We start from the raw sequence: 20,081 nt of genomic DNA on the forward strand, positions 1-20,081 counted from the left end.
CTAGGCACTTATGAGACAGATTACGTCGCCTCCACCATAATGATTAACGAACCGTACTATTTGCAAAATCCACAATTGGCACGAAGCAGACATGCGGGCGTAAATGGTCCGCTTTGAGCGAAAAGCGGAAAGTGATGACAGCATTCTTTTTAAATCAACGGCGGGGCAGATGGTAATGGCACAGGCTTTATGGTCTGGTAATGATCGCTCTGAAAGCGATCATTCCTGCAATCCCGCGTCTTCTTGTTCCGGAAAGCAGTTTTATAAGCGTGTATGGTTTATGTCAAGCATCTCAACTGAAACCGTTCATGGGACCGATGATTAAGTGACGCCGTACACAATGAACGCCTCGGCTCGCTGGCCAGCCTGAGTATCTGTCGACTGCGCGAACCGGCAGAGCACGGCTCCACTGGGCCGCAAAAAGTAGCGTTTCGGGCCTGACGACCATGGTCTGATGGAAAACAAAGTGGACGGATATTAAATCAGTACCTCTCGCAGTCTGATGGGGCCGTCTCCCCTTGGGAATACACTGGCGCTCAGACTGTATGAGCCTGCCGGATCCCCTCCAAGTATAATCATTACAGGCTCCAGGCACTGGTAGTCAGGGTTCGCTGCAATGCTTGTCATGGACCTGAAATCATCACCACTTGGCTCGGGTGAGCCTCCTGGATGAAAATGCCACTCACCAACATAATACAATCCCGTTTTCCATCGGGCATGAAGTAAAGGCCTAAGCCCTCTGACGCCCCGTTGAAATGTCGTCCGTCCAGCGAGTGAATCCGCTGGACGGGTCGTGGCTTCCACGATCATTGCCGTAGAACTGTCTTCGCTGTATGAGCCAATCAGAATGCCACCTGTTTCATTTACGCCAGCTTTAAGACATTCGGAAACCATCTGCTCAATGGTTGAGGAGCTAATGACGACCGTATAAAAAAGTGCACCCTCACTCGAAAAAGTCGCATCTTTAATACTCATGCGGCTCTCTCTCGACAGTGCCATCAGGCATCTGCTTAAAATATTCATAGATTCTCCCTGGCGCACTGACCACCCGGCAAATGAATTTTGTACCGACGGCCGCCCATAACTGTACGTCATCGGCACGGGCCGGAAATACAGGATGCCAGCACCCGATGCCTTCTATTCTCGCCTCATCCATGTCGATCTCAGGTGACGCCGAGGCCTCGAAGCGGCTGGAAGCATCCGTCACTGGAAAAGTTATTTCACTGGCAGCAAACGCAAATAAACCTTCAGCCCGCCATGTCATAGCCAGGCTGATAAATATTTTTTCACTTTGCCAGTCAAATGCCGCCAATGACTTAAGAACACCATCATCACCGGTACAATCAATGATCACGTCATACTGACGCAGTGAGTTTTTTGCGACCTCACTCTCAGGGGGAAACGCGCAGCTGAATGAACGTGCACTTGCGTCAGGCAGAATACGATTCAGATGTTCAACTAGCGCGGCCGCTTTGTTATGGCCAACTGACGTCATTGTCAGGGCGTGACGGCTCAGATTTCCGGTCTGTAGGAGGTCTGCGTCCAAAATGCCCTGGCTGACAACACCTATGCGCATCAGGTTTTCTGCAATCATGCTGCCCAGTGAGCCTGCACCGATTATCAGCACCTTTTTGCTGCGAATGTCGTTGGCTGCTTCGCCACGTGTTCTGAGCTGGTCGGCAGCCCAGTTCTGCGTCCTCACCCATCTGATGGGTTCCTGTGAAAGTGGCTGTTCGCGATCCCAGGTTCGATGATTCCGTTCTGTTGGGCGGAATCCGGGGCGTTTTGTCATTGTATTACTGAGACCGGCCAGACGCAGTGCCAGCCAGTGAATGCGCGCTGGCTCATCTCCAATTTTGTTTTCCAGCGGAAAACCCAGCAAGAGTAATTCGGGCGCGCGTTGCTTGCGCAGGGCTCTGACAGAACGCCCAATATCTGAAAAGAGGTCCGACAGTGATAACCCGCATTGTGCGAAGCAATGGCTGAGCTCCTGCCAGGTCCTGGGGGCTTGCCAAGGAGCCAGAATGGGGAGAGTAGGCAAAACAGACCACACTGCGTTCGTAGTTCTCGCGCCTTTGCGCATGAACGGGGACCATTTGGTTGTCCGGATTAGCTTTCCTTTGTTATCAAAAAACTCACGCAAAAAGCGGGTGCCGCGCGCGCCGGGCAATCCAGTGCTGCTTGCAAACCCCCATTCTCCTGTTTTCGATGCCCAGAAGGGGAGATCATCAATCTGTTCGCTAAAACCGATCACGGTAAAGGGTGATTGATCGGGGAAGGCGGGGAGTTCAACAGCATCCCCGGTTGTGGCCAGTTTTTCCTGCGCAGCGGCGTCAATCCAGAGCAGCAGCCTGCTGAGTCGCCAGCTGATTCTGTCGAGTAATGCTTCGGGTTCCAGCCCCCATAAGTTACGACCAAATACGATGGGCGTATTCTCAAGGCACGGATTTCCTGAGGTCCATTCACGGGTAGACGCATCCGAAAAGTTGTAGTTTTGGTGCTGAAATGTGGCTGAAATACCTTCCGATTTATCGGGATAAACCTCTATGCGTATCAGGGTCTCTTCCTGCCAGAGAACCAGATGCCAGACGCTGCTGTCTGGCATGAAGCTAGAACAGGGTACGGAAAGTTCAGCAGTGAATTTTAGCGACCATCTTTTGTCAGCAGAGAGCGCCCAGGCATTGCTCGTCCGCATCCTAGGATCATTATTGATCAGGCTGAGCGCTGCCTGCAGCTCACCTGGCACTTGCTGAACGACTGTACTCAAGCGAAGCGTCCGGTTTTCTGCGGTTCTGCTGGTTTACTTGGCGTTGTAAATCCACCGTTGCGATCGCCGCCCTGAGGACCGGGTAAAGGAAACTTGGATCCGAACAGTTGGCGCCAGAATTGTGCGCTTTCCTGAGGATCTTCAGACGCCAGCGCGTTACGGGCAATTTCCGCCGCACCCGCAATACCCTCATAAAATGAACAGAAATTTTCGGCTGTTAAGCGCGCCATCACGTCATGCTCTGCAACCCCGTGATCTGACAACCACGGCTTACTTTTCTGATTGTAAATGGCTGCCCAGCGCGATAAAAAAGTGTCCATCAGTTGAACAAACCCTTGGGCCATAGATGTGGTGCCATTATCCAGCGCATTTCCAATCAGATGCTCCAGCGGATAGCCTTTAGGATATTTCGGCAGGTCTTCGCTGTTCTGCTGTCGCCACCATTTCACCGCCCTGACAAGGTTGATGTAGTGACCGTTGCAAAGACGGTTTTTCTCGGCGGTCCATCTGATCTGCGCGAGTGGATGTGTCCGGCCCCACTCATTCTTTTCTCTGTCAGGAAGTACTAAAGGGTGCGCTTTCCATTCTGAAGCGGGGGCGTCCTCTACCTGCGCACTGTTGCTCTCAGACAACCATCCCGTATTGGGGGTCCAGCTTTTATTCAGGCGCCAGTCAGTTTGCTCTTCCAGAGAGTTAACAGTCAGAACTGACTCTGACTTATAGAGCTGCTCAAGATGGCTTTTTTCTGCCCCTGACTCTGGGATGGCTGTGATCACCAGGTCCAGTTCGACATAGGAGAGGGTAATACCAAAAGAGCGCCCCTGAGTTTCCCATTTACCCGGGTAATACTTTTCGAGGAATGGGATGAACAGGTCCATTGCATCTGTGGGAGACATCCGGGTATGATCAATATTGGTCACCACGACAATATCAACATCAGGGCGCTTATCGCCGAGCGGACGGATTGCCGTTGAACGACGAATGCTGCCCTGCAGGAACGTTGATACGACAATTTCCTTGAGTGGTTCGAAATTCTTCAGTCGCTCGCGCAATGTCCTTGCACCACTTTTCCAGTCCTCCTTCTGTGTATCAGTCGGCCTGATATTTGCTAAAAATTCGTTGAACTGAGGTTGAAGTTCCATGGTGATTAAACCTTAAATGAAGGAAGGTAGGAGCCATCTCGTTGGCGCTGAAAGTCAAACTCGTAAAAGACGCAAGTCCCCAGAAAATCCGTGTGCTGGCCAAGATAAAAATTAACGGCATTTGGCGCAGCGCTGAAAATATGCAGGCTTGCCTCAACCGATAAATCTGCATCCATGACTACATTGGATACCTGTTCGGCAAGCGCTACGGCATGTGAACCGTTTTTCACAGATCGTTGCCCGTGCCCGTTTGCGGGGGGTACGTGAATGATACGTCCTATGTCAGGCTGATTTTCGAGTATGTATGCGCGTGCTTTTGGCAGCGCATTTCTCGCGATGCTGAGCACTACAGCGACATCGCTTCCGGTCCCGACAGTCTCGGTTTCGATAACCGCATCAGGTTCATCCTGCGATTCGTTCTCAGACCAGATGGAGTCGCCCATTCTCCCTTTCTGGACCAGTTCGATTTCTACGCCTGACTTGTGACCAAGACATTTGCCGGCAAGCATTGCAATGGAGCTGTGGGTATTTAGATACAGCCGAACTTTACGCTCCGTCTGTCTTATACCTGTGAGGAAGGTTTCTACTTGGGGCTTAATAACATCATTCCACTCAATGCCCGGGGAGGGAAATCGACCTTCGAAGAGAGAAAGCAGGGAGAGTGTGTGTTCCGGAAGCGCATCCATGATGTCCAGTGGCCCATCGCTGAAAGAGCGTAGCGCAACATTTCTGAAGCTTTCAGGTGCTTCCGATCTGATCCAGTTCTCTTCCTTGCAAAGGGCTGTGAATTGCTCTCGAGTAAAGCGATAACGTTCCTGACTGCGTAAGGCACGCGCAGCGCCATCGAAACGGAAGTCCGAACTTGTTTCGCAGGTTATCAAACCAATGATCTGGAAGCAGGTATTAACTTTTTCACGCATCGCTTCAAGCGTGGGCTGTGACTGCTGAATGTGAAAACCAGAAAGCACCTGCTCCAGCTCTTGGTCTGTGGAAAGCTTAAGATGTTGGCGCCAGAGCTTGCGAACCTTTCCCTTACGGCTCCTGTCAGTCGTGCCATCAAACAGCTTATCGAGTCGTATTGAGCCATCCACATTGCTGATTATTTCACCAATAGGGTCCTCATCGATAATTCGATCTGTCGTGATAAGATGAAAAGCAGAGTTGGCAGGTTCAGTTCCTTTTGCCTGTTTTAGCCTTTCAAGGATCGAGAAGCTTTCAGCACCGATGAAGGCAGGGTCAATCAGGTCCTCGAATCCGAAGCTAGCGGCTTGTGTAACGTGAAACTTGATTTGATAGTAATCGGCCTGAATCCGATCGGGCCCGGTGCTTCGGCGGGGGGGATTATAACGCGTAATCACGTCATCAAAGGCTTTAGGCCCATCGGCTTCATAGGAAACTTCTACAACGAAATCTTGTTGGGGATTTTTAAGCCGGGATGCCTCAATCCAGAAATACCGCGCCTGATAATCATGACCGTGCCAATTAGCCAATACGGAAGTTGCCATGAGATTTCTCCCAAATAACAGTAATGTTTTGAAGCTATCACGTCAGAGGATACTGTTCAAGAAGACAGTGTTTATTGCAGGTTCTGGAATTCATTAACGACTCATTTGTATTTAAGAAATTGATATTAATATCAAATAAAAGGTTGTAAAAAATAATGCCAATCAGACTTTGGTTAAACTGAAGAACAAAATTTTTTAAATTCCCAGACGATCCCTGAAAAAGAGCATTTAACTGCAGACTTCTGTAGGATGATCAACTATTGAACAAAATGACATTGATAATGGTGTGATTATTGGCTGTGTATTCAAGGCACAAGAGTCATCACAGTCATCATACCTAGTGCCCCCTTCGACTCCCCGGCGTTGCTGGGTTGTCAGCCCGACTGCAGTAACATGCAGGCCGGTAAGCTTCGCCGACTCACTAGAAGCGGCATTTCGGAACTGTCGGCTGGGGTCTGATGTAAAAATTAAACACTAAGGATCAAGGATGGTTCGCTCTGAGCGAGGAATGGATGGCATGCTCCCGGCAAACTAACATGGCACGATGTAAGCAGGTTCCGCTTTTGGCACCAAATAGGCTAAAGCATACAGATTTGATGAGACAAGGGTATAGATGAATTCTCCATACCCATGAACGATTACTTCCCAGTTGATTTGCTTGGTTTCAGTCCTGGGGTATTGCCGGGTGTATCCTTATTATCACGTCTGCGTTGATCGGGTTTTCCTGTTGATTTTGCAATTGGTTTTGGACCAGGTTTAAGTCCCATAATCGTGCTCCTTGGCCTTGTCAGAGGTTATTCCTCAGTATGGATATAAGGGGAACTGTAAGAATTATCAAGCTAGGATGGGCGGTGGGTAATGACTACTAGACTATTATGTGAGCAATGTCAGTTTTTGACATGTAGCGATCGGTCCGATACTGAAGTAGGTTGTATATTGTTCGCGATGAGCCCTCAACAATGAGGGCCTCCTCGGAGATTGTCAGGCTGATTGCGCCAATTGCCGATGCAGGACCTGAAGGCTAGTTCCCGCCCCTGCCCATGCAGCAGCCGAGCCGACCACATACAGGTTTTGCTTGGCGCGTGAGACGGCTACATTGATTATGTTTGGTGGGCTTGCCGCCCACTGACGTGCCCTTTGCTGACTCGCTTTCGGCGCACCCAGCAACAGGATTACCGTGTCCGCCTCTCGGCCCTGGAACGTGTGGATTGTGCCTACACGATCACGGCACCATTCATCCAGCTTTACGCCGAACGTTCGCAGCAGATCAGTTTCACTGTCGAGACGCCGACGCATGTTCTGCTCTACGATCTTGAATGGTGTGATGATAAATACGTCCGGATTTGTAATGCCCGATGCTGCCAGCTCTTTGATCATTCGCACAACCGCTTCGCCCTCGTCGGGACACCACTTCGTCTCAGCATCGCCATTGATATCCACCCAGTGAGATCTCCCCAAAGCCGAGCCGATAGATCCGGGTTTTTTAGGCCCGACAGCATGGACCATCTGCCCGGCATAGGCGATGGAGTTAGAAACATCAAACATTGGGTTCTGGCAACGCCTGTGAACGAGCAATGGCAGCCCGACTTCTCGATCACCTACGTCCATGACGAAGGTGGATTTGAAGCGCGATGCCTGATCAGCAAGGGTCTGCGTAGATGCTGCGGGGGCAGACCATTCGACTTGGTCAATGTCAAAGAACTTGCAGATTTCGGCGTTCAGCTTTTCAGGAAGTGAAACTACAGGTGGGATTTGCAACGGGTCACCTACCACGATGGAGCGCTTTGCCCGCATGATAGCTCCAACTGCTGCCTGAGGAACGGCTTGGCCCGCTTCATCTACCAGAAGCCAACCAATGCTCTCTGGTGGCAGATCCCCGAACATCGTCCGAACAGAGGCGAATGTCGTGGACACGGTCGGCACAACCACGAAAAGGCTTGACCAAAGGTCGGGGAGAAGTTCACGGTGAGCGGAAGACTGGAAGGCACCAGCTACCATGCCTGACATCAATAACCCAAGATTGTGTTGCAAGCGGCTGGCCGAAGCATCGATGAACGTTTTATGCACAGTCAGGGCAGCGGCGAAAAGATCCTCCCGCAGGCGATGAACCTCATCGGGAAGCCATGGTGCAGTGAGGTGGATAGCCTCGTGCTCGCGCTCGAAGAACCTCTCATCAACGACCCTGTCTCCCATACGGTTTCGTGCCTGTGCCTCGGTTGCCTTCAATTTCGAGACAGCCTGATATTTGCTGGAAATTTCCTGGTCGAGTTGCTGTAACTGGGACGCAGTATTGCTCCACTCAGCCCTTGCAAGCTCTAGGGCACCGTCCGTCCCCTGCGCCCGTATGACTGATTGCTGCAAGGTCGCCGAGAGCTTCTGCAGTGTCGATCTCCACGACTTCCAGGCCGCAGTCGCATACAAACGGGAGAAGAAACCTGGACGGCAAGCAAGATGGCTGTCGAGCATGATCTTGTCCTGCTCGATCTGCGATTTTGCCTTCTCATGCTCTCGTTGGCAGGATTCAGCAGTCTTGTGTGCCTCTTCGACGGCTTCATTCAGACTCGGTCGACGCTGTTCAGCCCTTTGAAGTTCGGTGATCGCTCCCTTGAGCGCCTGGATATCCCGTCGCATCTCTTCGATGCTGGCGATTTCGGCGTCTACCGTCTCCTTAAGTTTAAGAAAGGCGGTTCGCGCTTTCTGCCAGGCCGCAGCAGCATCCGCTTCGTTGGTGCTGGGCCGCTCATTGACAACCACGCTGGGCATCACGCGATCGATGGTTTCGCCAGTTCGCTCGTCCTTGATCTCACGCATGACATTTATGCCGCGAGCTGCTTTCAGGTAGGTAAGGAAACCACCGTCTTCATTCCACCAGAAACCTTGCTGAAACGCGCCTCTGTTGCTGCTCTTGCCGAGAGCTGCGGCGATCAACCCCCAGGTTTCAACAGTGTCGGAGGGGATGTCCCCCTCGGCCTCGGCTTCGAAATAGCCGGCGCGTTTGGGATTCGCAATCAGGTCGCTGATGGACCGGAAGTAGGCGATCTGTTCATGGCGACCATTGGCTTCCTTGAGAGGAAGCTCTTTACTGACGTTTTCGACTGCTTTGTTATTGGAGGAGGCTACGACGATCTCATGGCCCTTCAAGGATGCATGTAACTTGTAGAAGTGCAGGAATGCATTGGAACCGAATGCCAGCTTCTCGCCTGTTGTGGAAAAGGCATCCTGCGGTTTGTTGAAGCCGGACATCGCCGTGGCCCGATCGAGAATGCATCCAACGACGATATCCCGGAGAAGAGTGGTCTTTCCGGTTCCCGGAGGCCCATTGACGCCGATGATACCTGGAGCATCATTCAGCTCAGCACGCGCCGCATTCACGGCAGCCTGTTGAAGCAGCACCAGTGGATGGCCGCCTTTCGAAGGCCAACGAGCCTGCGGCATGAGCGACGGTGCGACGAACGGCTCAACTGCGGAAATGGGCGATAGCACGTCGATTTTCTGGTCAGGTCTTCCAATTCCCATGTAGCGGCGCAAACCGGTTCCGGCTTTGCCCGTCTCGAGCAATTTGGTTGCTTCACCGAGATCTTCAAGATAGAAGGAATTCAGTAACGAAGGTTCAGGCGGCGCCTTAGCCTTGAAATGATGAAACACCTTAATCGCGAATGTGGGTGGCTCAACCAAATGCTCGGGTACACTGAACTGCGATACAAGCCATTTATAAGCGTTATGAACAACATTCAGATCGATCGGTATGGGTTCTCCATCTTTGTTGTGGTGGCGAACCATTCGATCCAGATGCTCGATAATGCGCGGCTCAACATTCGGCCAATTCCCTAAGCTCCCAAGCTTCAGGTCGAGAGCCGGCTTGAGTGCCCAGGCAAAACTGGAAACGGCAACGCCTTTGTCCTCAAGCACATAGCCTTCTTTGTCGATCAGGATCGAGCCGATGGCCGCTTTCTTACCGTCCGGGCGTGAACGCTCCTCATCCTCGCCAAAAACCTTGACCAGCTCCTCCGTCGCCTTGTCGAGAGCGATGGAGCCGAGGACGACCTCGAAATAAAGCTTATAACTGGGCTTGCTGCGGGCATTTGGTCCCCATGGAACACCTCGCTCCAATAGAGCAACCCTGGAGCGGTCGCCGGTTGCCATATCCTCTGGGCGTTTATAACCTTGAGGCGATAGTGCTTCGAGGGCTGTCCATGCTGCCAGTATTGCTCGCGCATCATTCGCTTTATCTGACGGAGAGAAAGACGGCAGTGGACCTAGATCGATTTGGCCTTTGTCGAATTGCTGTCGCATGGCAGTGTCTGGGATAGCCTTCGGTTGCAGTTGCTCTACCGTTGCAGGTGCACTATGGGGCACTGCTTGAGAAAATTGTATGGACGCCGAATCGAGATTACATGTTGATGGGCTGGAAGCCGACATGGCGACCTCGCTGCGGTCGCTAAATGCAGTTAGAGATTGCTCGATTTTAGACGTTAGAGTCCGCGCCCCGGCAGTGTTGCGAAAAGTCAGCTCGCTCAACAGCTGTTCAAGTTCACTAACATTGTTGCGGGACTGTTCGAAGATTGCTTCCAGATCAAAGATTGATTTTTGCGCATACTGCCGTGTCTTCATTTATTTCTGCGGCTCCATATCCCTTCAGTTAAGAGATATTATGCTAATTAGCTTGATTTCTAAAACTATTAACTTGCGCTCATGACGTAGATCCAGATCTCGGTGGGATGCTTAACTGGCTGCTTACGTGCGAAGATGCACTCTGTGCAAATCAATATAATGCAGGTTCGTTGGTATGACTTGATAGTTGAGGGCCAGCCAAAGGCTATTGCCCGTGAACTTGAGGTACGGTAATAAGTTTTCGACATCTAGATAGATTTTTATTCACGCTCTCTATGAGCACATTGACTTCGCCCCTGCACATTAATGATATGCGGCATATTGCCCAGGCCTTTCCATACTTTTTGACCTCTTGTTAGCAAGTAGATTTCCTTATTCCCATTAGCTAAACTATGCGGCTGGATTCCTCCCAGCGGGCACGCGTAGAGTGAACCATGATCCGCAGAAACAAACCATTTAATTGACCCTGACCCCGAATATGCTCCAGTCATAATCAGGAATAACCGGCTTCATTCTGGCTGCATATTCTGGCAACCGGCAGATTTTTCGGCAAATTCGGAGGGCGTCATCCAGCCCAGCGCAGAATGGGGACGTCTCTGGTTATAGTGTATGCGCCAGGCCTCGATTTTGCACCGTGCATCCTCCAGGGACATGAACCAGTTTTCGTTCAGGCACTCCTGCCGTAGCCTGCCGTTGAACGACTCCACTGTGGCATTGTCCGTTGGTGTTCCCGGTCGTGAGAAGTCTATACGGATCCCTCGCTCATACACCCACTTGTCCAGCATTTTTCCTGCAAATTCAGAGCCGTTATCAGTTTTCAGCAACTGGGGTAAGGGCCGTCTGAGCGCGATGCTGTTCAGCATTTCTGCCACTTCTGTTGAACGTAAATTCTGGCCCACGCAAATTCCCAGGCATTCACGTGTGAACAAATCGATTACCGTCAGCAGACGCAATCGCCTTCCGTCAAACAGCGCATCAGAGACAAAGTCCATGCCCCAAATGTGATTCGGATACAGCCCCTGAGGCTGCGGTTGTCGGCGCTGTGCGGATTTATTGCGGCGTGACCGTTTGAGGCGCCGCGACAGCCCCTGTTCGCTGTAAAGCCGGTAAATCCTTTTGTGGTTATCACGCCAGCCTTCCCGCCTGAGCATCACGTGTACCCGGCGGTAACCGTAATGCACTCGGGTTTCGGTGATCTCTCGGATGCGCAGCCGCAGTGCGCTGTCGTCGGGGGCCACAGAACGATAGCGAAACGAGCTGCGGCTGACCCGCAGCGCAAAACAGACCTGTCTCTCACTGGCACCATAGCGGACCTGCAAATTCCTGACCCACTCGCGCAGGCGTGCCAGCGTCAGCTCTTTTTTGCCAGCACGTCCTGCAGCATGGCCTTGTCGAGGCTCAGATCGGCAACCAGCTTCTTCAGTCGCAAGTTTTCCTCTTCCAACTGGCGCATATGTTTGAGTTCAGACGGGGAAATTCCGCCGTATTTCTTACGCCAGGTGTAAAACGTGGCGTCGGAGATGCCCAGCTTGCGGCAGACGTCCGGCACGGCAGTCCCCAGTTCAGCCTGCTTCAGGGCAAAGACAATCTGCTCTTCGGTGAATCGTGACTTTTTCATCGGCACAACCTCCGCTCAAAGGGGTGAATATCATGCCGGAATTCTGTTTCTGAATGGAGCAGGATTTCGGGTCAGGGTCAGCCTTGTTTATTTATTATACCGTTATTGTACTCACTTAAAATGAAGATGGAAGAATGTTGTACTCATCCATGTACTCATTTTTGACAGAGTTGTTACGAGATTAGTTGAGACATTGTGAAATGAAAAATCCACGCAATTGCGTGGATTTTATGGTTTTTTGTTATTCTCATGAGATATGTTGAGATCGCACGAGACAACAAATTTAATTTATACGTTAAACAAGAAGTTCATCACGTCGCCATCTTTCACCACGTACTCTTTACCTTCTGAACGCATTTTGCCGGCTTCCTTCGCGCCTTGCTCGCCCTTGTAGGTGATAAAGTCTTCGTAGCCGATGGTCTGGGCGCGGATAAAGCCTTTTTCGAAATCGGTATGGATTTTACCGGCGGCCTGCGGGGCAGTTGCGCCTACTGGGATAGTCCATGCGCGCACTTCTTTCACGCCAGCGGTGAAGTAGGTTTGCAGATTCAGCAGCGCGTAACCGGCGCGGATCACCCGGTTAAGGCCCGGCTCTTCAATACCCAGTTCGGCCATAAACTCTTCGCGATCGGCATCGTCCAGCTCGGCGATATCAGATTCCACGGCAGCGCACACCGGGACCACCACCGAGCCTTCTTTCTCGGCAATAGCCCGCACCTGATCCAGATACGGGTTGTTCTCGAAGCCGTCTTCATTAACGTTAGCGATGTACATGGTTGGCTTGAGCGTCAGGAAGCTAAGGTAGCGGATCGCCGCCTTCTCATCGTCGCTCAGATCCAGTGAACGCAGCATGCCCGCGTTGGAAAGGTGGGGCAGGCATTTCTCCAGCGCGGCCTGTTCAGCCTTCGCGTCTTTGTCGCCGCCTTTGGCACGCTTCTGCACGCGATGCAGGGCGCGCTCGCAGGTATCAAGATCGGACAGCGCCAGCTCGGTATTGATCACCTCAATATCGTCAGCCGGGTCCACTTTATTATTAACGTGGATGATGTTGTCGTTTTCAAAGCAGCGGACAACGTGGCCGATGGCTTCGGTTTCGCGGATGTTGGTCAGAAACTGGTTGCCCAGGCCTTCGCCTTTCGACGCGCCTTTCACCAGGCCTGCGATATCCACGAACTCCATCGTGGTAGGCAGGATGCGCTGCGGCTTGACGACTTCAGCCAGCTTGTCCAGACGGGAATCAGGCATTGGCACCACGCCGGTATTGGGCTCAATGGTACAGAACGGGAAGTTAGCTGCTTCGATGCCCGCTTTGGTTAACGCATTGAACAGGGTGGATTTCCCGACGTTTGGCAGGCCCACAATACCGCATTTGAATCCCATGTTTAAATCACCTTAATTGCTTGATAACCAGTGAATTTAACCACTCACTGGTTTCATTAGTTGGTTGTTGCCGATAGTTAGCGCGCATTATACACGTTATTTTAGCTGGAATGGCGTTGATTTCAGCTAGCGCCAGTTGTACCACCCGTGTTGCCAGCGGGCGCTTTTAGCGCCAGGACTGCCCGGCGCACAAAGTGGCTGCTGATAAGGGCTAAGCATAAAGCTGTCGTCAGCGCTGCCGATAAATATAAAAATCGTCGTATCGATGCACAGTAATACCGAATGAACGTCTAAGGTTTATCTGTACGACGATTTTTATCACTGGCAGGAAGCCCGAACTCTGGCATGAAGGCATGATACATACTTACCACTGCATTCCTATACACACGCTTGGCGGCGACCTGATTGCGCTGGATCTTAAGCCCAGGCAAACTGACCCGCAGCGGGGGCTTTCGCCGGACGATCGGCAGGATCTTGAAACCCGATTTCTTAATCAGCTACTGACGATTGAGCATTACGCCGACTATTTTCAGCAGCACGGTCTGCTGTGCTGCCTGACGATCGATTTTCAGCTGGCGCGAGCCGTCAGCCAGTCGGCCTTTATTCAGCAAATACTCAGCCAGCTGCCCTTTATGCGTCTGAAGCTGTCCGAGGATTTTCCCAATTTGCATGACGGCCTTAATAACCCGCTGTTACGCACGCTGATCGAACAGCTGAACATTCTGTGGCTGGACGATTTAGGCGCGGGAGATGCCAACCTCAACGCCCTGCAGTCGAAGATGTTCGAAGCGGTCAAGCTGGACCGCCAGTTCTTTCTCGATAACGTAGCCAAGCCCTGGTTCAGCATTTTGATTGCCAATATCCGCCAGTACACTAACCGGGTCATAGTGGAAGGGGTGGAGAGCGAAGTGCAGCTTGATAAGCTGGCAGCCAGTAAAATCTGGGGAGTGCAGGGCTACTATTTGCCGGTGCTGTCAATGCAGGAGCTTGAGGGACCGACGGAGTAGCTGTTGTCCTTAGCGCCAAACGACGCGAACGCTAAAACACAAAGATGAAAAAAGGCCGGGGTGGTATTTGCCCCGGCCTTTAGTCCAGTTGTGTCAGCCGTTACCGGAGACTGCACGGCATGTTAATAATCAATGAGTTATGAATATAGCTGTTTTGTATGTTATTGATTATACAACAATAAGGAAAACATAATGAGCAACAAAACAGTGAACAAAAAGCCGAAAAATGTGAACAACAACCCTAAATTCACTACCCAAAGGGGCGGGATTTATTACATCAATTTTCGCCTCTCATCAGGGAAGTTTTTTAGACAATCTTTAGCTACTGACTCCCTTAAAACGGCTGAAGGAATCATGTCGAGGGTTGGGCCTTATGTTTCCCTGGTTCAGGCTGGGCGAATGACCGAGGATGACTTACGGGGTAAGCTCAAGGGGCTGAAAGCACTTACCAAAAATGATTTGGATACATTCCTGCTGCGATTCCTTGAGGCTGACCTTAGGGAGGTAGAGCGCATACCTCAATTAGGCGCTGTTATGCGCAAAGGTGAAGTTGGTGAGCTGAATGCCAGTAGTAATGCCAAAGAGGCAAAAGGCTATTCTGACTCCGTGATAGATGACATGGTAAGCGGTCATCCGTTTGCTGAGGGTTTACTCAAACATGGCATAGAGAAGGAAGGGTTCGACCCGGACTCACTGCCCGGTGAAGTAACAGCGGCGGCAGCTCAAATGAACATGTCGAGAGCGCAGCTGTACGGAGCCTATCACGCCTTTCTCAGTCGAGACCTGAAGGGGTTTAATCAGATTGTTAATGACCTAAAAGCCGCCCTTCCAACGCCATCTGTTGAGAAAGAACAGCCAGTTAATGAAACATCCTCAGTACCTTTGTTGCTGGATGCGTGGGAGATGTATGTAGCCGAAAAGGGTTCAAAATGGCAGAAATCTATCCGGCGGGAGAACCAGAACTTTTTCGATGTGCTATTGCACGTTTTGGGCAATGTCCCGGTTGATACTGTGACCAAGCAGAACATGAGAGAGGTAATTCAAGTTGTCTCTGGGCTTCCTACGCGCAAGGCACATCCCTACAAAAGCATGACTATTCAACAGTGCATAGATGGTGATATTCCTGAGGATGATCTGATTTCCAGCGCGACTTGCCACAAGCATTTCAAAGTTTACCGTTCATTTTTCAAAGTTTTTCTTAAAGACCAAAAGGACATTCTCATTACTGCACCTACCGAGGGAATAAAAGTGGAGTTTCAGGAGCGGAGAGGGGGGAGCTTTAGCGACCCGGAAATGAAGCGGATAGTCGCATATCTTGAAGGCCTCTCCGATGACGACTGGCGTAAATCCTTCTTCCTGACTCTGGCTTATACAGGAGCACGGTCTGGTGAAATTTCAACTTTACGGGCTAAACACATCCGCACAGATGAGGAAACTGGGAGGAAGTACATATTTATTGAGGATGGGAAAACCGAGCATGCTCAAAGGCAGATCCCCATTCATAACGATATTGAAACTTTGCTCATACGCCAGTTGGAGAACAAGACTCCAGAAGGAAAGCTTTTCCATAGGCTCCCATCGGCTAACGCTGTTACTCATGCCTGGATTGAGGTAATGCGTTCATGCGGTGCGCCAGATTACAACGAAAGGGGATTGAAACGGAGGGTTCACAGTATCAGGCACACTTTCATATCTAAGGCGATCCGCTACGCTCAACCCGCATTGCTTCAGATGGTCGTTGGGCACTCTCTATCGTCCAGCCTGGGTATTACTGCCAGATATACTCATACGCCAAGTCTCAATGAATTACTTCCGGTAGTTGATGGTCTTGATTGGCGTTGACGTTGCAATGTCAGTAGGAGGTGCAGGTAGTGCTTGCATTTCCAAACGTGCTGACGTTATTACCGTACACATTACCCGTAGTGCTACCCAGTGTGTTGCAGGTCGTTGTTTTAGGTCTCATTGCCTGCATTTGTTGGTTGTAGTTGTTTAATGCTGCACTTATGGCGGCAGCTCTTTGTTGCTCCTGCACTGCATTATTTATTGCCAGATTTGCAGATGCTATGCAATCTTCCTTACTGATTTTAAAGAGGTTTAAGCCTTCGCGGCGTTGAATCTCTGATTTCACAGCAAAATAATTATTACTATTGCCTTGGTGCATAGCCAGCCCAGCGTTGCCGCATAACTCATTATCGGATTGCTGTTGCACTGGACGCATCTGAGCACAGCCAGCAAGGAGAACGATTGCTGACATCGTGAAGAAAAGTTTCATAACGTTCCTTATCGTAATTTTTACATATTTTAAGAACATTCCTAACGCAAGTGAATGTAAGGATTTTCTGATTCTGTTTAAGGGTTTTAGAGGATGTGGGAGTAATCCTCTGATTAGCATCACTTGATTGGTAGTAGAAAAGGTCTATGATTAGCGGAATTCATGAATGAGAAGGATTTGGTATGGATACGACTGAAGAGCTTAACGGGACATACTTCTATGCAGGCAGGCCCAACCTTAAAGCTAATGAACTATTATTCATGATTTTCTGTGAAGAATTCGCTGAACAGGTTGGAGTAGATGATTTTGCCGCTATTGCTGCCATAGTCTCAGGACTCAATATTTTATCAACAAGAGGGAAATTTGCAGGGGCAACCCCTGGGACGTCTATTGCTTCTCGTGGTGCAAGGAGAGTATTTCCTAAAGCAAAATTCCCTTGGGGGGTAGAGCTTCCCACTGTGATCGGTGGCTACCCTCCACGGACCCTTAGAGTTATTATGACTCATAGGGTCAGCACTTTTATTGGGCGAGCTATTCCTGTAGTTGGCTGGGTGCTGCTCTCAAAGGATGTTGCTCAAATAACGTATCGCACTATAACGCATTACAATTCTGTTGCTCGTGGGACGGATAAAATATGGTAACGGAAACTGACGTTTTAGAGTTCTTTAGGGGAGAGTTATCTGTACCTGTGTCCTTCAAAACTGGAAGAGTCCCCCTTGAGATGGATACCGTCCTACAGGACTACGCGGAGTTAGATGAACTTCCATATGCTATAGACGATTACAGCGAGAAATTCAGTGTTGATATTTCGGCAATGAACATCCAAGCATATTATCCATCTGTAGAAGCCTCGCTATTTAGCAGGTTGTTTAAAAGCCGACAGATTAACGATGATATGAAGCGGATCAGAAAGCCGCTAACAGTCAGAATGTTTACTGAGTCCGCCAAAGCGGGCAAGTGGTTGTATGATTAACTATACACAGGAGTTAAATCTATGAGTTTTTATTTTGACGATAATAATGCTTATAAAAGTTACTTAATCAATGGATTTGGGTTTGAAATTAAAGGTGAATATCTTGTTTCTCCTCAAAATCCTCATGTACCTTCTGCAATGTATAAAATTACAAATGATAGAGTGAGTTTTCCTTACCATTTCAGGGAAATAGAAGGAGTTATAGATGTTGACCGTAAGAAGTTCATCTTAGGGCAACACGAATATGAGTTAATATCTCAACACAAACAGCCTTGGCAAGGTTAGTTTTCATCAGTGTCAAACGTCTTAGCATAGGGACAATCCTGCTCATCTCGAACAGTTATTGTCCGTGTTATGCCATGCCCCTCATAAATACAAATTTTACTATTGCCTGAGATTTCCTCATCTGGCCCGGTCAGGGTTACAGATACAGCTTGAGCTGAAGAAGCAACCAACAGCATAGAAATAGCTATTAAAGTTTTCATTAGTAATCAATCCCCGTGTAAACATCTTCGATATCCCGATCCATAATCCCGCAATACGCAAGTGTCACCGCCTGGCTTGAGTGGCCATAGAGCTTTGTCAATGTTGGCAAAGATACCCCACGCTTAAGGGCATGAAAACCTAGATTTTTTCGTGGTGTATGAGCCGCAATATGCAGGTTCAGGATATCGCCAGCCTCTTTAAACTTAGCACTGACCGTGACCCTTGAAATGGGTTTGCCTTTAGCTCGATTAGAATCTACCTCAAACAAATATATATGCCCTGGGTTATCAGCACGGCGGCGGGCGACCAACTCCAACGCCTTAGGCGTCAGCATGATTGAACGCGTTTTCCCTGTTTTCTGCTCCCTCAGGTTCAACATATTCCCTTCAATGCGATCAAAGTCGCTGTAGCGCAATGACAAAGCATCGCTGACACGCGCGGCAGTTTGATTCAGGAATACCCACAAATCAGCATAGATAGTTGATGAATTGTACTTTGAAAGTAACTTTTCAACTTCGGCAATTTGTTCTTTGATTCGGACTGGTTCGACTCGTTTCATGTTAAATCCTCTATTTGTAAGATAGAGAGATTATTGATCACAACATGATCATTTACAAGTTATTTCTAACTTAATTAAGTGGCATTTAATGGCTATTTAACCCCTATTTATGTCGATTAATGGTTTATTAGTTATAATTATATAATTATCAATACAATCAATAGGTTACATTAAATATAAGCATGAGTAGCGGTGAGCGGACCTCTGGAAGCCGCGCTGCGCCTGACTTCAGCCAAATTGACCCATCCCCAGAAAAAAATATCTCAGTTGGCACATCAGCTCCTTTCTTTTCCTCTACCAAATATCAGCCTCTGGCTGGCCTGCCTGATATATCCCGGCTCATGGTCCTCAGTACTTAACAGAATGATTAGCAATCTAATAATCACGCCAATAATTTCAAAATATCAAGCCCCATGCGGGCTGCGAGGGTATGCATAAACCCTGCATAAACGATGCATAACACTCTATTTGAGAGGTAACGCACCTCCAGTGACCATGAAGAGGCGGTAGAATGCGGCTTTGCTATGTAACACTATTCCATTAAGTAAGTTAGGATTGATGTAGTTACATATGAAATGATTGCATATGAAATGATTTAAATTGCATCTATTTGCCGTTCAGAAATGTCAATTTCTGGAAGTTTTTGGTTCTTTTGCATGTTGAAGGAGGAAAGAGAAAAGTTTGTTTAACAAATCTATATAGACATTTAGATGTTTAGATGGCTATTTAAAAGTTAATTGTTACTTTCAAAGTTAACATTGAGATATGATATTTCATCTTCCTTAAAGCGTTTCAAGAGCACCAATGGCAGATCCTCTCTATTTATCTCAGAGCATCAGACGGTACGATTCGCAGGGTAAACATAAAGGAGGTTCGGACCTCTGGCAGACACCCAGACGTTTATTTAATAACCTCAATCGAGAGTTCGATTTTACAATTGATGCAGCAGCCAGTGCTGATAATGCGCTATGCGAACGTTATTGGGATGAACGGGACGACGCCCTACAGATGGACTGGTCACAGGAGTATTCGGTTTTTTGTAATCCTCCATATTCTCTCGTTTCTAAATTCCTGGCCTTAGCGCACCTTCCAGAGCAATCGGTATTTGTGGTGCCAGCGAGGGTGCATACAGGTTACTGGCTCCGGCACGTCTGGAGTAATGCCTATTGCCATGAGATACGATTTTTACATAGAGGCGTACGGTTCAGCCCTGCACCGGGCGTTATCCAGGCGATAGTTGGGAACAGGGGAGCGGCAGCGATAGCGGTTTTGGTATTCAGGAATGTCCCACGCAAACATGAGCACCGAATCACAATATGCTGCGCAGATACCTTGTTGCCATTGCAGATAGTAAGCAGGGGAGGCAGGGCGGGTAGGCCAACGTTATACGATGCCGGGCAGATTGATCGGGTTGTTCAATTGTCAGAGTCAGGGAGCACCATCTCTGAGATAGCACAAACAATGAGCATCCCTCGGTCTTCAGTAGGTAGGATTGTCCAGAGGCTATAGTTTAATCAGAAAATCCCATAATCTAAGGTGAATATGAGACAGATTTCATAGGTTTGCATAGTAAATAATTTATAGGGGGTGTATTACGGTTGATACAGGTAGGTGTATTAGTGGTAATACAGGGGGGTGTATCATGCATAATACAGGTGGGTGTATTAACGGTGATACAGGGGGTGTATTAACGGTGATACACAATAAGAATAAGATAATAATTAATTGATAATAATCTTTATAGAGCCTGTACATAGATTT

Annotated in this window: 16 protein-coding genes; 6 read left to right on the top strand and 10 right to left on the bottom strand. The window is 49.2% G+C overall.

Translation table 11 applies throughout. From position 1 onward, the window contains the following. Nucleotides 1-477: 477 nt before the first annotated feature. From NG99_RS02590 to ychF, 7 genes are all read right to left on the bottom strand, one after another. Entirely contained in the window at nt 478-975 is a 498-nt protein-coding gene (locus NG99_RS02590) for a Mov34/MPN/PAD-1 family protein (RefSeq protein ID WP_052130527.1), read from the bottom strand. Beyond that, nucleotides 965-2,767, bottom strand: coding sequence for a ThiF family adenylyltransferase (locus tag NG99_RS02595; RefSeq protein ID WP_052130528.1), 1,803 nt, complete (start codon nt 2,765-2,767; stop codon nt 965-967). The genes NG99_RS02590 and NG99_RS02595 overlap by 11 nt, the downstream gene beginning before the upstream one ends. After that, nucleotides 2,764-3,909 (bottom strand): SMODS domain-containing nucleotidyltransferase, encoded by a 1,146-nt coding sequence (locus tag NG99_RS02600; RefSeq protein WP_034888094.1) that lies wholly within the window; start codon nt 3,907-3,909, stop codon nt 2,764-2,766. The genes NG99_RS02595 and NG99_RS02600 overlap by 4 nt, the downstream gene beginning before the upstream one ends. 5 nt (nt 3,910-3,914) lie before the next feature. Next, nucleotides 3,915-5,414 carry a CBASS system CD-NTase-associated protein Cap4 gene (cap4, locus tag NG99_RS02605; RefSeq protein WP_034888096.1) on the bottom strand — a complete coding sequence of 500 codons (1,500 nt, stop codon included), beginning with the start codon at nt 5,412-5,414 and terminating at the stop codon, nt 3,915-3,917. A 981-nt stretch (nt 5,415-6,395) separates the two neighbouring features. Continuing rightward, complete coding sequence (locus NG99_RS02610) at nt 6,396-10,025, bottom strand: DEAD/DEAH box helicase (protein WP_034888098.1); 3,630 nt, start codon at nt 10,023-10,025, stop codon at nt 6,396-6,398. Between the two features lie 509 nt (nt 10,026-10,534). After that, nucleotides 10,535-11,643, bottom strand: a protein-coding gene (locus NG99_RS02615) for an IS3 family transposase (RefSeq protein WP_408606383.1) whose coding sequence is annotated in 2 segments (ribosomal slippage) — nt 10,535-11,382 and nt 11,382-11,643 — 1,110 coding nt in all. Because the reading frame shifts where the segments join, the coding sequence is not laid out codon by codon here. A gap of 288 nt (nt 11,644-11,931) precedes the next feature. Next, nucleotides 11,932-13,023, bottom strand: coding sequence for a redox-regulated ATPase YchF (ychF, locus tag NG99_RS02625; RefSeq protein WP_034888100.1), 1,092 nt, complete (start codon nt 13,021-13,023; stop codon nt 11,932-11,934). A gap of 353 nt (nt 13,024-13,376) precedes the next feature. Between ychF and NG99_RS02630 the strand changes: the two genes are divergently transcribed. After that, nucleotides 13,377-14,030, top strand: coding sequence for an EAL domain-containing protein (locus NG99_RS02630; protein WP_034888101.1), 654 nt, complete (start codon nt 13,377-13,379; stop codon nt 14,028-14,030). 192 nt (nt 14,031-14,222) lie between these two features. Further along, the gene (locus tag NG99_RS02635) at nt 14,223-15,872 is read left to right on the top strand and encodes a tyrosine-type recombinase/integrase (protein ID WP_034888102.1); all 1,650 of its coding nucleotides are present in this window, start codon (nt 14,223-14,225) and stop codon (nt 15,870-15,872) included. A 10-nt stretch (nt 15,873-15,882) separates the two neighbouring features. Here NG99_RS02635 and NG99_RS27430 read toward each other — a convergent pair whose 3' ends face one another. Beyond that, nucleotides 15,883-16,302, bottom strand: coding sequence for a hypothetical protein (locus NG99_RS27430; protein ID WP_157032532.1), 420 nt, complete (start codon nt 16,300-16,302; stop codon nt 15,883-15,885). Between the two features lie 182 nt (nt 16,303-16,484). On the opposite strand from NG99_RS27430, the gene NG99_RS02645 reads away from it, so the two are divergent. Genes NG99_RS02645 through NG99_RS02655 form a run of 3 tightly spaced genes read left to right on the top strand, consistent with a single transcriptional unit; the run spans nt 16,485 to nt 17,560 of the window. After that, nucleotides 16,485-16,943, top strand: a complete 459-nt coding sequence (locus NG99_RS02645) for an STM2901 family protein (protein ID WP_034888103.1) — start codon at nt 16,485-16,487, stop codon at nt 16,941-16,943. After that, nucleotides 16,937-17,275, top strand: a complete 339-nt coding sequence (locus tag NG99_RS02650; RefSeq protein ID WP_034888104.1) for a DUF1493 family protein — start codon at nt 16,937-16,939, stop codon at nt 17,273-17,275. The genes NG99_RS02645 and NG99_RS02650 overlap by 7 nt, the downstream gene beginning before the upstream one ends. Nucleotides 17,276-17,296: 21 nt before the next feature. Continuing rightward, entirely contained in the window at nt 17,297-17,560 is a 264-nt protein-coding gene (locus NG99_RS02655; protein ID WP_034888107.1) for a hypothetical protein, read from the top strand. Here NG99_RS02655 and NG99_RS29055 read toward each other — a convergent pair. Then, nucleotides 17,557-17,760, bottom strand: a complete 204-nt coding sequence (locus NG99_RS29055) for a hypothetical protein (protein ID WP_034888109.1) — start codon at nt 17,758-17,760, stop codon at nt 17,557-17,559. The genes NG99_RS02655 and NG99_RS29055 overlap by 4 nt on opposite strands. Beyond that, on the bottom strand, nt 17,760-18,320 hold the full coding sequence (locus tag NG99_RS02665; RefSeq protein ID WP_034888111.1) for a tyrosine-type recombinase/integrase: 561 nt from the start codon (nt 18,318-18,320) through the stop codon (nt 17,760-17,762). The genes NG99_RS29055 and NG99_RS02665 overlap by 1 nt, the downstream gene beginning before the upstream one ends. Before the next feature lie 804 nt (nt 18,321-19,124). Here NG99_RS02665 and NG99_RS30310 point away from each other — a divergent pair. Next, nucleotides 19,125-19,829 carry a DNA N-6-adenine-methyltransferase gene (locus tag NG99_RS30310; protein WP_084110367.1) on the top strand — a complete coding sequence of 235 codons (705 nt, stop codon included), beginning with the start codon at nt 19,125-19,127 and terminating at the stop codon, nt 19,827-19,829. The last annotated feature ends 252 nt before the right edge of the window (nt 19,830-20,081 follow it).

Source organism: Erwinia typographi (assembly GCF_000773975.1).
Classification (GTDB): domain Bacteria; phylum Pseudomonadota; class Gammaproteobacteria; order Enterobacterales; family Enterobacteriaceae; genus Erwinia; species Erwinia typographi.

What these genes read in the sequence shown, in the direction of transcription:
- cap4 (WP_034888096.1), bottom strand. Translation starts at nt 5,414, where the DNA reads ATGGCAACTTCCGTATTGGCTAATTGGCACGGTCATGATTATCAGGCG.
- NG99_RS02630 (WP_034888101.1), top strand. Translation starts at nt 13,377, where the DNA reads ATGATACATACTTACCACTGCATTCCTATACACACGCTTGGCGGCGAC.
- NG99_RS02650 (WP_034888104.1), top strand. Translation starts at nt 16,937, where the DNA reads ATGGTAACGGAAACTGACGTTTTAGAGTTCTTTAGGGGAGAGTTATCT.
- NG99_RS29055 (WP_034888109.1), bottom strand. Translation starts at nt 17,760, where the DNA reads ATGAAAACTTTAATAGCTATTTCTATGCTGTTGGTTGCTTCTTCAGCT.
- NG99_RS02645 (WP_034888103.1), top strand. Translation starts at nt 16,485, where the DNA reads ATGGATACGACTGAAGAGCTTAACGGGACATACTTCTATGCAGGCAGG.
- NG99_RS27430 (WP_157032532.1), bottom strand. Translation starts at nt 16,302, where the DNA reads ATGAAACTTTTCTTCACGATGTCAGCAATCGTTCTCCTTGCTGGCTGT.
- NG99_RS02610 (WP_034888098.1), bottom strand. Translation starts at nt 10,025, where the DNA reads ATGAAGACACGGCAGTATGCGCAAAAATCAATCTTTGATCTGGAAGCA.
- NG99_RS02635 (WP_034888102.1), top strand. Translation starts at nt 14,223, where the DNA reads ATGAGCAACAAAACAGTGAACAAAAAGCCGAAAAATGTGAACAACAAC.
- NG99_RS02655 (WP_034888107.1), top strand. Translation starts at nt 17,297, where the DNA reads ATGAGTTTTTATTTTGACGATAATAATGCTTATAAAAGTTACTTAATC.
- NG99_RS02665 (WP_034888111.1), bottom strand. Translation starts at nt 18,320, where the DNA reads ATGAAACGAGTCGAACCAGTCCGAATCAAAGAACAAATTGCCGAAGTT.
- NG99_RS02590 (WP_052130527.1), bottom strand. Translation starts at nt 975, where the DNA reads ATGAGTATTAAAGATGCGACTTTTTCGAGTGAGGGTGCACTTTTTTAT.
- ychF (WP_034888100.1), bottom strand. Translation starts at nt 13,023, where the DNA reads ATGGGATTCAAATGCGGTATTGTGGGCCTGCCAAACGTCGGGAAATCC.
- NG99_RS02600 (WP_034888094.1), bottom strand. Translation starts at nt 3,909, where the DNA reads ATGGAACTTCAACCTCAGTTCAACGAATTTTTAGCAAATATCAGGCCG.
- NG99_RS30310 (WP_084110367.1), top strand. Translation starts at nt 19,125, where the DNA reads ATGGCAGATCCTCTCTATTTATCTCAGAGCATCAGACGGTACGATTCG.